We start from the raw sequence: 14,792 nt of genomic DNA on the forward strand, positions 1-14,792 counted from the left end.
TTAGTAAATTTGACGCTCGACTCTTGCTCAAATTTATCGTCCAAAACGCTGCCGCGCTTAAATTTGAGTAAAAGCCGACGTTAGTTTGCACGGCTCAAATTTGCTATCGTTTATATAAATTTCACCGCTCGCTGCACCAAAGGCTCGCTAACTCCGTCTATCACGCGGATCTTAAAGGCATCCGCACAGCGCCCGCCGTCAAATTCAAACACGACCATTTGAAAGATTCGCCTGCATTTTTCATTTACCTTAAACGAGTGCTTAAGCCCCGTTAAAAAGCTCTTCACGGGCGCCTCCGCGTCCATACCGATGACGCCGTCAAACGCCCCGCTAAGCCCTACGTCGCTCACGTAGGCCGTGCCGTTTAGAATTTGAAGATCATCGGTGCCCACGTGCGTGTGAGTGCCGGCTATGGCTCCCACTCGCCCGCAAAATAGCCTAAAAAATGCGTTTTTCTCGCTCGTGGCCTCGGCGTGAAAGTCTATGAGGATGTTTTCGCTCTCGCACCCCTTTAGTGCGCGCTCGGCCTCCAAAAAGGCGTTGTTCGTATGCGGCAAGCCGTAGTGCCCCATCAAATTTACCACGCTTAGACTCTTGCCGTCTTTGCTCAAATTTATCGCTCCGCGCCCTGCAGTTCCCGCGAAGTGATTGTAAGGGCGAATGATAGGCAGAGCGTCCATCAGCGCGACTACGTCTTTTTTATCAAAGCTGTGATTGCCGCCCGTGATCGCGTCGATGCCGCAACCCAGCAGCTCGTGCGCGTTGGTTGCGGTTAGGCCAAAGCCTCCGCTTGCATTTTCGGCATTTGCGACGATAAAGTCAAGCTCAAACTCACGCTTAAATTTGGGCAAATTTTGTATAACAGCGCTTCGTCCAGCGCGTCCGACGATATCGCCGACAAAGCCCACTCTAGTTAAATTTGCCATCAAATTTTATCTTTATAGCTTAGATAAAACTGCCTCGCAGTGCGTCCCGAGCGGCTAGCGCGAAGCTGTGCGTATTGCTTAGCTAGCTCGTGAAGCATGGCTCTATCGCCCACGAAATCTTTAAAATAAAAATCCACGATCTTTAGATAGTCCGTAAAGCTGCCCTGATAAAAGCTGAGCCAAAGCCCAAATCTATCACTAAGCGCGATCTTTTCTTCGACCGCGTCGCTATAGTGCAGCTCCGTCTCGCCGACTTTCGCACCCTCGTTGTCGCTTTTTAGTTCGCTGATTAGGTGGCGGCGGTTTGATGTGGCGTAAACTAGCACATTTTTAGGCGCTTTTTCGATCGAGCCTTCAAGCACGGGTTTTAAAAATTTATAGCTCATGTCTCCAGCTTCAAAGCTAAGATCATCGCAAAAAATGATAAATTTAAAGCTGCTATCTCTGATCTCGTAAATGATCTCTGGTATCATCTCAAGCTCGTCGTTTTTTAGCTCGATTAGACGCAAGCCCTCCGGGTAAAATTTAGTAAAAACGGCCTTAACCAGACTGCTTTTACCGCAGCCTCGCGCACCCCAAAGTATCGCGTGATTTGCGCCCTTGCCCTCTAAAAAATTTCGCGTATTTTCTACGAGCTCTTCTTTTTGCTTTTCGATCCCCACAAGCCCGTCAAGCTGCGTAAAATCAACGTCTATCACGCCTTTTAATGCGCCAAATTTACGCCTATAAATCGCTGCGGCAGTTGTATTCCAGTCTATCATTTTTCCGCCCGTCCTTTGTTTAGTTTTCTAAGATAGATCAAGATATCTTCTATCACGTCATCATCGTCTTTACTCTTTGATTTTAGCCTGGTTTGCTCGCCGTTTTGCGCTGTTAGCACAATATTTTGCTCGGCGTTTGAGATAGCTTTAAGGCCAGCTTTTATCGCTAGAATTTTAATTATAATGAGGCTTAAAAACTGCTTGGTGTAGATGTCGGGCTTACCGAATCTATCCTCTATCTCGCCCTCTATCTCATAAACCTCGGCCACCTCTTTGCACTTGCTAAGCCGCCTATATAGCTCCAGACGCAACCTATCCTCACCGATAAACTCCGAGTTTAAAAATGCGTTTATGCTAAGTTTCAGGTCGATTTTCGCACTTTCAAAGCTCTCTTTATTTAGCAGTTTATTTATCTCTTCTTCGAGCATTTTAATGTAGAGCGAGTAGCCGATAGCCTCGATATGGCCGCTTTGGGCTTCGCCGACGAGGTTTCCGCCGCCTCTGATTTCTAGATCGTGATAGGCTAGTACGCTGCCAGAGCCTAAAAACGAGTTGCTCTCAAGCGCGACCAGGCGTTTTAGAGCGTCCGCGCTTAGGGCGTTTTTGTCTTCGACGAGGAAGTAGCAATACGCCTGCTTGTCGCTCCTGCCGACGCGTCCGCGCAGCTGATGCAGGTCTGCGATGCCGAATTTATTCGCGCTCTCGATGATGATGGTGTTTACGTTTGGCAGGTGGATGCCGCTTTCTACGATGCTGGTGCTTAGCAGTACGTCGTACTCGCCGTTTTCAAACTTCATCATCTCCTCTTCGGTCGTTTTGGCGTCGATCTTGGAGTGTAGCGTGAGGATGCGTAAATTTGGCATGATGTCTAAAATTTGCTTTTTTGCCTGAGGCATCGTGGCGATGTGGTTGTGGATATAAAAAATTTGCCCGCCGCGGCGCAGTTCGCGCATGATGGCCTCTTTTACCGCCTTTTCGTCCCACTCGCGCACGCTGGTTCGCACGTCTAGGCGCGAGCTTGGCGGAGTTTGAAGTACGGAGTAGCCCTTGACGCTTGAAAGTGCCATATTTAGGCTACGTGGTATCGGTGTCGCGCTCATAGATAGCACGTGCGAGGCGCTTGAAATTTCTTTTAGTTTTTCCTTTTGTTTGACGCCGAATTTATGCTCCTCATCGATGATGATGAGGCCTAAATTTGATGGCTTAACCGATAAAAGCGAGTGCGTACCCACACAAACGCAAGGCTGCCCGGACTCTAGCGCCTTTACAGCTACCGCTTTTTCCCTCGCGCTCGTAAAGCGGTCAAGCTTAAAGACGCTAACGTCAAATTTGCCCAGCCGCTCTTTTAGGCTTTTAAAATGCTGCGAGCTAAGAAGCGTCGTCGGCACGAAAAATAGCGCTTGAAAGCCCGATTTTACGCATTTGAATATCGCATTCATCGCAACTTCCGTTTTACCAAATCCCACGTCGCCGCTGAGCAACCTATCCATTACCTTGCCGCTTTTTAGGTCGTTTGCGATGTCACTTGAGGCGCGCTCCTGATCCCTAGTGTAGGCAAAGCCCGCGTTTTGCAAGAAATTTAGATACTCCGCGTCATCTTTTTCGATGATTTCGCCGCGGATTAGCTCGCGCTGCGCGGCTAGTGAAATAATCTTTGACGCGATAACAAAAAGTTTAGCTCTAACTTTTTCTTTTATCTTGGCGAAATTTGCCTTGCCCAGGCGGTCTAAAACCGCGATACTGCCGCTGCTTGCGACGTATCTATCGATCAAATTTAGATGCTCGACGGGCAGTAGTAGCTTGTCCTCGTTTTGATAAACGATCACGACGAACTCGCGCGTCCTGCCTAGCACCGTTAGCTTTTCAAGTCCCGTAAATTTGCCGATGCCGTACTCCTCGTGCACGACGTAGTCGCCCGCCTTTAGCTCGTCGATGACTAAGCTTGGCTTTTTAGCGCGCTTTTTCTTTTCGAATTTATTTAGCGAGACGATGATCTCGGCTGCCGAGACTAAATTTAACGCCGCTTCGGTTTGCACGAACTCTATGTTTTTGTATTCGCTCAAATTTAATGCGTTAAAAAGACCAACGTTGCGCGCTAAAACCTTGATTTTTTTATTTTTATTTAGCTCGAAAAAATCGGCGTTTGGAGTTACGCTTAAGTCTTTATAAACTTTCGCTGCGGGCAGCACGGGCAAATTTGCCACCTCGCCCAGATCGCGCTCAAAGCCGTCAAATTTTTTCATTAAAACCGTTTTAAATTCGCGCGTGTAGTCGATAAAACCATCTATCGCCCAAAATCCGAGCGTCTTTAGGTCGCTGATTAGTGCGTCCGTTTGCATATCTTTTATTTTTTCTGATGTTTTTTCAAACTCGTCCGCGCCCAGAGCTGCGATAAAAGGCGAAATTTCAACGCTTTTTAGCTCCGTTTTGTTTGAAATTTGCGTTTGCGTGCTGTAGTGTCTAATGCTCTCTATCTCGTCGTCAAAAAGCAAAATGCGGTTTGGCTCCTGCGCGCCGACGCAAAAAACGTCGATGATCTCGCCGCGCACGCAAAACTCGCCCTCGCTCTCCACGATATCGACCGCCTCGTAGCCAAAGCGCAGTAGCTTTTCGGCTAGCTCTTTGGGGTCGATTTTGTCGCCGAAATTTAGCGTTAGTTTTTGTAAATGTTTTTTGCCCGGAAGTTTGTTTAGCGCCGTGCAAACGGGGCTAATGAGGACCTTTTTACCCTCGAATTCGTAAAATTTAGATAACTCGGAGGATAGCTCAAAAAGCTCTGCGCTAAAGCTGCGCAGATCATCGCCCTCTCGCGCTCTAAAATCAGGCAATCTAAAAGCCCTAAGCCCTGCAAATTCCGCCGCGCTAAGAGCCGCGATAGCTTCCTTATCATCCTCACAGACAAGCAGCTGCGCATCGCCTCCGTTTAAAAAATACTCAAAAACCTCACTTTGCACCGCGGTACCTTTTTAGGAAGGCTTCCACGAGGTAAAACGACCCGAACGCCAGATACTCCTCGTCCGTGCGCACGTCCGTAAAGTCGGCAAACTCCATATCAAGCTGGCGTAAAGCCTCTTTCACCTGCGCCGTCGCTAGCTCGCGGCCCGGCGCCTCGTACTCGATGATGTATGTTTTTTTAACGATCGGCTTGATCGCCTTTAGGACGGCTTTTATGTCCTTATCGGCAAAGGCGTTAAAGATCAAATTTAGCTTTTTGCCCTCAAATCTTTTCACGAGAGCCTGCGCCGCCATCTCGTTGTGCCCGACGTCGATCGTTACGTTTGGCGCGATCTTTTCGCAGCGTCCATTTAGATCTAGCGCGCCTAAATTTGCTAAATTTAAGCTAAACCCAAGCTCCTTAAACGCTGAAGAACTGAGAGTCAAATTTGAGCGCAAAAACTCGGGCAAGCCAAATTTTTCCGCGTAAATTTTAATCTCATTTTTATCATCGTCGCTTAAATTTTCGGACGCAAATTTGAGCGTTACGCCCTTTTTAGCGGCGATTTGTCTAGCGATACCGACGCAAAGCTCACCCATCTCGTCGTTCATCAAAGCAACGTCCGCCATCGCGTTAAATTTAGTCGTCGCGATCTGCTCTAACGTGTCGCCAAGCAGCGCCGTGTGGTCAAAACCTATCGGAGTAAAGAGGCTAAGACGCTTGTCAAACACGTTCGTAGCGTCGAATTCTCCCCCAACGCCAGCCTCGCAGACGAAAAAGTCGCACCCCTCAAAAAGCGGAGCGCAAAGTAGCGTCGCGTACTCGAAATACGAAAGCGAGCGCGCTACTTCGACAGGCAAAATTTTAATCAGCCTCTCGTGAGCCGTTTCGAGCGCATCTGCGCTAGCTACGGCGCCGTTCATCCAAAATCTCTCGCGAAACTCGAAAATATGCGGGCTCGTATAGTGTCCGACGCTATGGCCGCGAGCGAGCATCTGTGCTAGAAATCGTCCCGTGCTACCCTTGCCGTTCGTGCCGATTAGATGGATGATTTTTGGTATTTTAAACGCGCCCTGCACGAATTTAAAGGCGCTTGGCATGCGCGCGCGGTTGATTTCCTTATAAAAAAGGGGTTTGTTTTCTAAAAAATATTCTAGTTTCATTAAATTTTAGGCATCACCTGATCTCTGCCGTTTTGCTTAGCCTGATATAGCATTTTATCCGAAGCTTCTAATACGGTCGCTTGACTTTGATTTTGGCTGCGTATCGCAACGCCGCAACTCACCGTAACGCTAATACGTTCGTCTTTATATAAAAATTTGGAGTTTTTTAGCACATCGCGCACCTTATCCGCAAACTCTATACTCTGCGCCATATCAAACCCCGGCAACAACACCACAAACTCCTCGCCGCCGTATCTAGCGACGAAATCGGCTTCCCTAGAGTTGCCCCTAAGCACCCTTCCTACGCTTGCTATTATCACGTCGCCGGCGTCGTGGCCGTATACGTCGTTTATATTTTTAAAATGATCTATGTCAAAAAAACACACGGCGTAGTCGGCATTTTGTTGTAAAAAATCAACCTCCAGCCGCCCAAGCTCTTCCATTAGTGCTTTTTTTGTCGCGGTTTTAGTTAAAAAATCCTCTTTGCTCTCGGCTTTTGCGCTTTCTAGCTCTACTTCTAGTTTACTCACTTTTGCTTGTAACTCTTTTATAGTTTGCTGATCATTTAGCATTTGTTCTCCAAGTTGCTTAACCTCTACATCTAGGGTGTCGGCGATATTTTTTAATTTATCTCTGATTCCCTCAAAACTATCTTCACTCAAATTTATAGAATTTAGATCGTTTTTTATAAATTGCATCTGACTTGAACTCTTAGACGAGCTATTAATTAGACTTGATATTTGCCCGCTTATACCGTCTAAAACCTTATCTAGCGCTCCGACCCTTGTTGATATTTCAGCCCTATCAAGCTCAATACGCTTTTTAGTCAAATTTTCTATATTTTTTCTAATGGTAAAATCTTCTAAAAGCTTTGGATCGCTTTTTAAAATTTTATTTACTTTTTCTATCTCGCCGTCGATTTTATCGGTAATAGAAGGTCTTAGCATATCCGATACGAGCGGAACTAGTTTTTCACAAGCCTGCTCTTTCGTCAAAACATCTTCAAGCTCAGCAACGATATCTTTTAAGTCACTAAAATTTTTAACGCCGTAAACGCCCAATCTTTTCAAAAAACTATCGTCGTAATCAGTTAAAAAATCGAACCATTTATCTTTTATTCTATCTATAGCTTGCGCATCTAGTCTTCTATTTAGAGCTTCCGAGCTTGCTTCGGCTAAATTTTTAGCATTCTTATTATGCAGCGAAGCTACGGCTTGAAAAACCTTTTTATTCATAGCTACGAGCGCATTTATTAGTTTTGGATACTCGGCAAGGCCGGGCGAATTTAGCCTAGCGGCCATAAAAGCAAAAAGCTCATCTAAGTTTCTTACGTTTTTTTGTTTTAGTTGCGCCTTAAGCTCGTCGTTTAGGCGAGCCGAGTATTTTTCAAGCTTCTGGCAATCAGGCACTATTACGCCGTTTTTTTTCGCTATCTCGCAAAAAACCTCGGCGTAGTTATCTGGAGTTAGCATGAGCCCGCGCTCTTTCATAGTCTGGATTGATTCTTTTATGACTTGGCTGACGCTAGTCGCCATTTTTTAGCCCTTTTACCGCAAGCACGGCGATATATTCATCAAAAGCCTCCTGAGAAGCTTCTTTTATGGCATTATATTTATCTCCTTCGCTAATGACGCCATCTGCAAATCTCGTATCCTTTATCTTTTGCGAAACCGTAAAGTCATGCTCACCGGAAGTAGCCACTGATAACGTCTTACCGCCTTTTAGTTTAGTATCGAAATTTAGCGTTAGTATCGCTTTATATGATGTTACGTAGCCGTTTTCATCAAAAAGCAACGCTTGATAATTAAGCGATTTGATCGAGACGGTTATGGTGGTTGGCTCGTTTTTATCGTAGCTTATGCGTTTGCCCAACCTTGTTACGATACCCTCTAGTACGCTATCTTTGATCCAAACGCTGTTTTTAGGCTCTTCTTTGCTTATCAATACGTTTACGTATACACGGTCGCCCATTATGTCGTTCGTGATCTTTGAGACGGGCTTATAGCCGCATCCCACTAAGATGAAAGTCGCCAAAAGTAGTAAAATTTTTATCTTCACGATTTAGCCTTTTATTACGAAATTTACGAGTTTGCCGTTTACGTAAATTTGTTTGATTATTTCTTTTCCTTCTAGCCATTTAGCCGCACTTTGTCTAGCTAGAGCCAAAACCTCGTCATCGCTCGCGCTGCTTGGTGCTTCAAATTCGCCGCGCCTTTTGCCGTTAACGGTAATAGCCAAATTTAAGCTATCTTTTTCGAAAACCTCGTCTAAAATTTCTATTTTCGTAAAATTCGCCCTGCCAAATAACTGCTCGCTAAGCTCGTTTGCAATGTGCGGCACGATAGGCTCGAGCAAATTTAAGATAATGAAAAACGCTTCTGTCGTCACATCCTGATTATCCTGCGCATTTACCGCGTTTAGAGCCTCCATGCAAGCAGCGATTAGGGTATTAAAGGTAAAATTTTCCTCATAAACGTCGTTTGATTTTTTAAGGGCCTCGTAAACTTTCATACGCGCGTATTTTTCTTCTTTGCTCAAATTTGCGTGCACTATCTGCGGGATTTGCGTGCATTTTTTTACACCCGTGCTTCGTTCGTACAAGCGGTTTAAAAATCTAAACGCGCCCTCAACCGCGCTGTCGTTCCACTCAAGCTCTTTTTGCGGAGGCGCAGCAAATAGAATAAAAAGCCTCGCCGTATCGGCGCCGTATTTATGTATGATGTCATCTGGATCAACCACGTTGCCCTTGCTTTTGCTCATTTTTTTGCCGTCTTTTAGCACCATGCCTTGAGTGAGCAGGCGCTCAAACGGCTCGTCGTCTCTGAGGTAGCCTAGATCTCGTAAGGCCTTTTGGAAAAATCTCGCGTAAAGCAGGTGCAAGATCGCGTGCTCGATACCACCGATGTACTGATCCACATTCATCCAATAATTCACGCTTTTAGCGTCAAATGCGCGTTCCTGCCACGTTTTTTCGTCGCTCGCGTATCTAGCAAAATACCAGCTGCTCTCAAAAAACGTATCCATCGTATCGGTCTCGCGAACGGCCTCGCCGCCGCATTTTGGGCATTTGACGTGTTTCCAGCTCTCGTGTTTATCGAGCGGATTTCCCTCGCCTGTTATCTGCACGTCATCAGGTAGCGTCACTGGCAGATTTTCGATCTTTTCAGGCACGACGCCGCAACACTTGCAGTGCACCATCGGTATCGGCGCGCCCCAATAGCGCTGCCTAGAGATACCCCAGTCGCGGATTTTAAAATTTACGACCCGTTTGCCGATCTTATCCGCTTCAAATTTTTCTATGATTTTTAGCTTTGCCTCTTCACTGCTAAGACCATTTATGAGCGGCGAATTTATAGATATTCCGTATTCCGTTAGCGCCTTGCCGCCCTCAAATTCGCCCTGCGCAGGCTTAACCACCCACTTTATCGGCAGGTCAAATTTACTCGCAAACTCGTAGTCTCTCTCGTCGTGAGCCGGCACCGCCATAACCGCGCCGCTACCGTAGTCTGCTAGGACGAAATTTGCCACCCAAACCGGAACTTTTTCTCCGGTTAGCGGGTGCACGACGTTTATACCTAAAAACAGGCCGTCTTTTTCGCTAGCTTGGCGTTCGCGCGGACTTTGGTTTAAAATTTTTCTGATTCTCTCGGCTTTGGCCACCTCAAGCTTACCGCCGTCAAGTAGCCTCTTTACGATCTTATGCTCAGGCGCTAGAGCTGCATAGCTAACGCCGTAAATCGTATCCGGGCGGGTAGTAAATACCCCAAACCCCTCTATCTGCTCGCCGTCTTCTAAAATTTGCTTCGACTCCTCGTCAAGCTCAAATTTAAACTCTAAGCCAAAGCTCTTGCCGATCCAGTTTTCCTGCATCGTGAGCACTTGGGACGGCCATTTGCCTTCAAGGCACTTTAGGTCGTCCAGTAGCTCCTGCGCATAATCGGTGATCTTTAAGTAGTAGCCAGGTAGCTCGCGCTGGATGACGGCGTTTCCGCATCTCCAGCAGCATCCGTCTTCAACCTGCTCGTTGGCAAGCACGGTCTGGTCGTATTCGCACCAGTTTACGACCGCGCTTTTGCGGTAAACCAGCCCTTTTTCATACATTTTGATGAAAAATTCTTGCTCAAATTTAGTATAAAGCGGATCAGAAGTCGCAAATTCGCGCTTTTTAGAAAAGCTAAGTCCTAGCGTCTCAAGCTCGCCGCGCATATAGTCTATATTTTCGTAAGTCCAAATTTTAGGATGGATTTTGTGCTTTATCGCTGCATTTTCTGCAGGCATACCAAAGCTATCAAAGCCGATCGGATGAAGGACGTTGTAGCCGTGCTTGCGGTAGTAGCGAGCCAAGGCATCGCCGATGGTGTAGTTTCTAACGTGCCCCATATGGATACGTCCGCTAGGATACGGAAACATGCTTAGGATATATTTTTTAGGCAGGCTATAGTCGTCTTTGGGCTCAAATTCGCCGTTTTTACTCCAAATTTCTTGCCATTTTTTTTCTATTTTCGCCGGCTCGTATTTTAAATTTTCACTCATTTTTACTCCTAAAATTCTTCTTGCGTCTTACCGGACTCGACCAGAACAAGCGCCAAAGAAAAGACGTTTGCTATCGCGGCGCCGATCGATAGCGAATACGCCATGTGCGCGTTGCCGTTTACCTGAAGCAGCACAAAAGCCGGAATAAGATGCAAATCAGCCACCAGCGAGCTAGCAAAAAGCTCTGCGGCAAAGACGTTTTTGACGCCGATTTTTAGCAGCGTCGAGATCACGTTTACGCTCGCCGCTACAAATAGCGCAATCTCGTTTTTATCATACAAAAACCCCGCCGTTGTCGTCAGGCTCATAAGCGCGAAAAATATATAAACAACCTTGCCCCAGTTCATCGCTTCTCCTTATATAGTGCCTTTTTCAAACATCGCGCGTTGCTTGTCTTTTTCTCTTTGTACGCGCGCCTTTTCCGCTTCCATCGCGCGATATTTCTCCACGCTAAATTTAAACCACAAAAGCATAGGCGCAGCGACAAATATCGAGCTAAGCGTACCGATGACTATGCCCACTATCAACGCCAAAGAAAATCCGTGTATCATATCTCCGCCGAACAAAAATAGCACGACGACCGTGATGAGCGTGGTGCCCGAGGTAAGTATCGTTCTAGTTAGCGTCGCGGAGACTGATTCGTTTATTATCGTATCAAGATGCGTACTCTTGCTGCTTTTGATATTTTCTCTGATACGGTCAAAAACGATAATCGTATCGTTTAGCGAGTAGCCCACGACCGTAAGGATCGCCGCGAGAGTGTCCAAATTTACGTCGATAGCAAAAAAACTGATCGCGCCCATCGTGATCACGACGTCGTGAATCTCCGAAGCAACCGCCGCCATCGCAAATCTCCACTCGAATCTAAACGCGATGTAGATCAAAATACCCACGAGCGAGATCGCAAGCGCCATCACTCCCTTTTCGCGTAGCTCGTCGCCGACTTTAGGCCCGACCACGTCCGTACGGCGGATCTCAAATTTGCCCGTATCTTTTAAAAGCTCAGCTACGCTAGCTCCGACGTCGCTACCTAAATTTGAGCTTGCTCCCGAAAATCTAATCGTAACTTCCTCCGCCGAGCCAAATTCCGTAACGCTCGCGTTTTTATAGGCTTCGTTTTTTGCCAAAGCTGCGCGAATTTTATCTAAAGAGACTGCACTATCGTATTTCACCTGGATGAGCGTACCGCCAGAAAAGTCGATGCCGTAGTTAAAGCCCTTCGTCGCCATCAAAAAAAGCGAACCAAAAAATAGTACAGCAGATATGCCGAGCGCGATGTAGCGCTTGCTCATAAAATCATAAACATGTGCCTTTGAGAAAAATTGCATTTATACCCTTTTATAACCGAACCAAAACCGCGTGTTGCCGCTTTTTTCTATTTTATTTATAATCGTATCAAACATACCGTGAGTACCTAAGATCGCCGTTATCATCGAAGCGATGATACCTATACCCATCGTCACGGCAAAGCCCTTGACAGGTCCCGTACCGTAGGCGTAAAGCACTACCGAGGTGATAAGCGTGGTCAAATTTGCATCAATGATAGCGCTCATCGCGTTTTCATAGCCCTTTTTCACGCTAGTTGCGATACTAGCTCCATCGCGCAGTAGCTCTCTGATACGCTCGTTTATGATGACGTTGGCATCGACTGCCATACCGATGGTTAACACTATACCGGCCATTCCCGGTAACGTTAGAGCAGCGCCGAACATCGCCATCACAGCGACTAATATTAAGATATTTGCGACAAGTGCGATATTTGCCAAAATACCGCTAAATCCGTAATAAGCTATCATAAACAGCACAACCAAAACCGAAGCCGACGCTAGCGCGATCATAGATTGTCTTATACTATCAGCACCAAGGCTTGGTCCTACGCTTCGCTTTTCTAGCATTTTTACGGGAGCCAAAAGAGCGCCGCTTCTAAGCGCGATAGCTACGTCGTGAGCCTCCTCTACGCTAAATCCGCCGCTTATCTGACCGCTTCCGCCGCCGATTCGCTCGTTTATCGAAGGAGCTGAGTACACCTTGCCGTCAAGCACGATAGCTAGTCGCTTGCCTACGTTTGCACCGGTAAAATCGCCAAAAATTCTAGCTCCCTCGGCGTTTAAAGTAAAGCTGATGATAGGCGCGTTCGTGCGCTGATCAAATGCCACTCTAGCGTCCGTTAGCATCGCTCCGTCGAGGACGGGGATGTTTTTTACAACGTATTTTATCTGAGCATTTTTGACGTCTGGATAGATGATGTCGCCGTAGCTCTCAGCCTCGGCCTCGCTCATAGAGTTTGCCTGCGACTGGCGCTTTTCATCGACGGCCATTAGCTGTAGGTGCGCGGCTTTTGCTATGAGATCGCGAGCGCGCTGCTCGTCGGCTGCCGTTTTGATGCCCGGAAGCTCGACTAGGATATTATCCTTGCCCTGCCTTGCAACGGTAGGCTCTGCTAGACCGAACTGATCGAGGCGGTTTCTGATCGTTTCGACCGCTTGGTTTATCGCGTATTCGATAGTTTCGGCCTTCTCGGCGTCGGTTAGACCGACAGAGTATTTTAGACCCTCTTTTTGTACGTTAAGACCCTTGATATCTTTTAGCATGCCATCGATTTTAGCGGCTTCGTCTGCGTCTAGTAGCTCAAAGTCCACCTTATCCTCGCGGATCTTAAAGCTATCGATCAAAACGTCCTCTTTTTTCGCAAAATAGTTCACGCTGGCGGCTATGGATTTGATCTTTGAGTGCACGGCCTCCTCGGTCTCGACGCCAAGGAGCATATGAAGTCCACCCTGTAAATCAAGACCTAGGCTGATTTTAGATCCGCCTAGCTTGTCCGTAAAAGACGGCGCGGAAAAGATAATGCCGAAAATCAAAGCCAAAGCAAAGATGATCAGCCTATACGTTATTTTGCCGTTACGCATTTGCTTTCGTCTCTGTTTTTTCTATTTTTCTCGCGACGAATTCGCGTGAAACGCGCACGATTACGTCGTCGTTAAGCTTAACTCTGATAAAATCCTCTTCCGGTTTTATCACCTCGCAGATTAGTCCGCCGCTAGTTATGATCTTGTCGCCCTTTTCGAGTGCGGCTAGCATCGCGGCATGAGCTTTTTGCTGTTTTTGCTGCGGTCTGATAACCAAAAAATAAAATATCGCGAAAAGCACGACTAGAGGCAGTAATGAAGCTACGAAATTTCCTTCTTGCATGGGGTTCCTTGATAAAAAAAATTTTAAGCCCTTATTTTAGCACTAAAATTATAATAAAAGCCTTTGTCGGCGCGATTTTAATCTCAAATTTTATACTGGCCGATCTTTTAGGCGGCGAAATTTTAAAGTTTATCTCGCCGTTTTTTGCGATCGCGGGCTTTTATTTGCTACTTAAATTTGGCCGACACGGCTTTTTTTGGACGGGATTTTTTATCGGGATTTTGTGGTTTTACTGGATCAGCTTTAGCCTCGTTTATTACGAGCTTAGCTACCTCATCCCGCTTGAAATTTTAGCTATCGGGATCATCTACGGTGCGCTTTTTTTGATAGCAGGCATTCCGGCTCAAATTTGGCTAAAGGCTTTGCTGCTTATTTTAGTTTCAAACATCCATCCATTCGGCTTTAACTGGCTAAATTTAGAGGCCGTTTTTGTGCCGGGTATTTTTGCGCCAAATTTGCTCGCCCTTGCATTTATTTTCGCCGCGATTTTGTGCCTGTTTTACGTCAAAAACCGCCTCAAATTTATCGCTTTTGCCGCGCTTTTAGCATGCGCGGTGCAGTATGGTACGCCAAATTTTAAAACTCTGCCTCTTGAGATCAAGCTAACAACCACCGAAGTGCCGCAGGAGCTAAAGTGGCAAAAGCAGCTAAAAAACGAATTTATAAATCAAAATTTAGCTATCATAGATGAGGCGATAAGTGCGGGATTTAGGGCGGTTATTTTGCCCGAGAGCGCCTTCCCCGTCTATATGACGCACGAGCGAAATTTGACCTCCGAACTACTGGAAAAATCGCAAAAGATCGCTATCGTCGCCGGCGCGCTAGCTCGCGAAAACGGCGCCAACTACAACTCGGCATTTTTCTTTGACCGCGGTAAGATGGGGCGGCTGGATAAATTTATCCTCGTGCCTTTTGGCGAGGAGATCCCGCTACCATCGTTTGCGCGAGATTTGATAAATAAGATATTTTTCGGCGGCGCGAAGGATTTTGAAACGGCGAGCGCTCCTAGCGACTACGAGATAGAGGGCGTAAAAATCAGAAACGCGATCTGCTACGAAGCGACGCGGGACGAACTATTTGAGGGCAAATTTGACGTAATGATCGCGGTTACTAATAACGGCTGGTTCGTGCCTAGCACCGAGCCAAATTTACAGCGCATTTTACTCAGATACTACGCGACGAAATACAGCAAAGCCATCTATCACAGCGTAAACGGCTCGCCGTCTGAGATAATCACGCCAAAACAAGGCTTACTCGATAAATTTTTCAGATAAATTTGCTA

Annotated in this window: 12 protein-coding genes; 1 reads left to right on the forward strand and 11 read right to left on the reverse strand. The window is 46.6% G+C overall.

All coding sequences use genetic code 11. The annotated features are described in order from the left end of the window. Nucleotides 1-110: 110 nt before the first annotated feature. Genes CSUNSWCD_RS07135 through yajC form a run of 11 tightly spaced genes read right to left on the reverse strand, consistent with a single transcriptional unit; the run spans nucleotide 111 to nucleotide 13,510 of the window. The gene (locus CSUNSWCD_RS07135; protein WP_009495211.1) at nucleotides 111-926 is read right to left on the reverse strand and encodes a TIGR00282 family metallophosphoesterase; all 816 of its coding nucleotides are present in this window, start codon (nucleotides 924-926) and stop codon (nucleotides 111-113) included. Further along, nucleotides 926-1,687 (reverse strand): ATP-binding protein, encoded by a 762-nt coding sequence (locus CSUNSWCD_RS07140; RefSeq protein ID WP_009495212.1) that lies wholly within the window; start codon nucleotides 1,685-1,687, stop codon nucleotides 926-928. The genes CSUNSWCD_RS07135 and CSUNSWCD_RS07140 overlap by 1 nt, the downstream gene beginning before the upstream one ends. Next, nucleotides 1,684-4,641, reverse strand: coding sequence for a transcription-repair coupling factor (mfd, locus tag CSUNSWCD_RS07145; protein WP_009495213.1), 2,958 nt, complete (start codon nucleotides 4,639-4,641; stop codon nucleotides 1,684-1,686). The genes CSUNSWCD_RS07140 and mfd overlap by 4 nt, the downstream gene beginning before the upstream one ends. Further along, entirely contained in the window at nucleotides 4,631-5,785 is a 1,155-nt protein-coding gene (locus tag CSUNSWCD_RS07150) for a folylpolyglutamate synthase/dihydrofolate synthase family protein (RefSeq protein ID WP_009495214.1), read from the reverse strand. The genes mfd and CSUNSWCD_RS07150 overlap by 11 nt, the downstream gene beginning before the upstream one ends. Further along, complete coding sequence (locus CSUNSWCD_RS07155) at nucleotides 5,785-7,320, reverse strand: GGDEF domain-containing protein (protein ID WP_009495215.1); 1,536 nt, start codon at nucleotides 7,318-7,320, stop codon at nucleotides 5,785-5,787. Before CSUNSWCD_RS07155 ends, CSUNSWCD_RS07150 begins: the two co-directional genes overlap by 1 nt. Next, the gene (locus CSUNSWCD_RS07160) at nucleotides 7,310-7,843 is read right to left on the reverse strand and encodes a putative periplasmic lipoprotein (RefSeq protein WP_009495216.1); all 534 of its coding nucleotides are present in this window, start codon (nucleotides 7,841-7,843) and stop codon (nucleotides 7,310-7,312) included. Before CSUNSWCD_RS07160 ends, CSUNSWCD_RS07155 begins: the two co-directional genes overlap by 11 nt. 3 nt (nucleotides 7,844-7,846) lie before the next feature. Beyond that, complete coding sequence (gene leuS, locus CSUNSWCD_RS07165; protein WP_009495217.1) at nucleotides 7,847-10,318, reverse strand: leucine--tRNA ligase; 2,472 nt, start codon at nucleotides 10,316-10,318, stop codon at nucleotides 7,847-7,849. Between the two features lie 8 nt (nucleotides 10,319-10,326). Further along, nucleotides 10,327-10,665: a DUF6394 family protein gene (locus CSUNSWCD_RS07170; RefSeq protein ID WP_002946615.1), complete on the reverse strand. Its 339-nt coding sequence runs from the start codon at nucleotides 10,663-10,665 to the stop codon at nucleotides 10,327-10,329. A gap of 9 nt (nucleotides 10,666-10,674) precedes the next feature. After that, complete coding sequence (secF, locus tag CSUNSWCD_RS07175; protein ID WP_009495218.1) at nucleotides 10,675-11,646, reverse strand: protein translocase subunit SecF; 972 nt, start codon at nucleotides 11,644-11,646, stop codon at nucleotides 10,675-10,677. Then, nucleotides 11,647-13,227 carry a protein translocase subunit SecD gene (gene secD, locus CSUNSWCD_RS07180; protein WP_009495219.1) on the reverse strand — a complete coding sequence of 527 codons (1,581 nt, stop codon included), beginning with the start codon at nucleotides 13,225-13,227 and terminating at the stop codon, nucleotides 11,647-11,649. Next, nucleotides 13,220-13,510 carry a preprotein translocase subunit YajC gene (gene yajC / locus CSUNSWCD_RS07185; RefSeq protein WP_002953039.1) on the reverse strand — a complete coding sequence of 97 codons (291 nt, stop codon included), beginning with the start codon at nucleotides 13,508-13,510 and terminating at the stop codon, nucleotides 13,220-13,222. Before yajC ends, secD begins: the two co-directional genes overlap by 8 nt. Here yajC and CSUNSWCD_RS07190 point away from each other — a divergent pair. Next, nucleotides 13,483-14,784 carry an apolipoprotein N-acyltransferase gene (locus tag CSUNSWCD_RS07190; protein ID WP_009495220.1) on the forward strand — a complete coding sequence of 434 codons (1,302 nt, stop codon included), beginning with the start codon at nucleotides 13,483-13,485 and terminating at the stop codon, nucleotides 14,782-14,784. The genes yajC and CSUNSWCD_RS07190 overlap by 28 nt on opposite strands. Nucleotides 14,785-14,792 lie beyond the last annotated feature (8 nt).

The organism is Campylobacter showae CSUNSWCD (assembly GCF_000313615.1).
Taxonomy (GTDB): domain Bacteria; phylum Campylobacterota; class Campylobacteria; order Campylobacterales; family Campylobacteraceae; genus Campylobacter_A; species Campylobacter_A showae_A.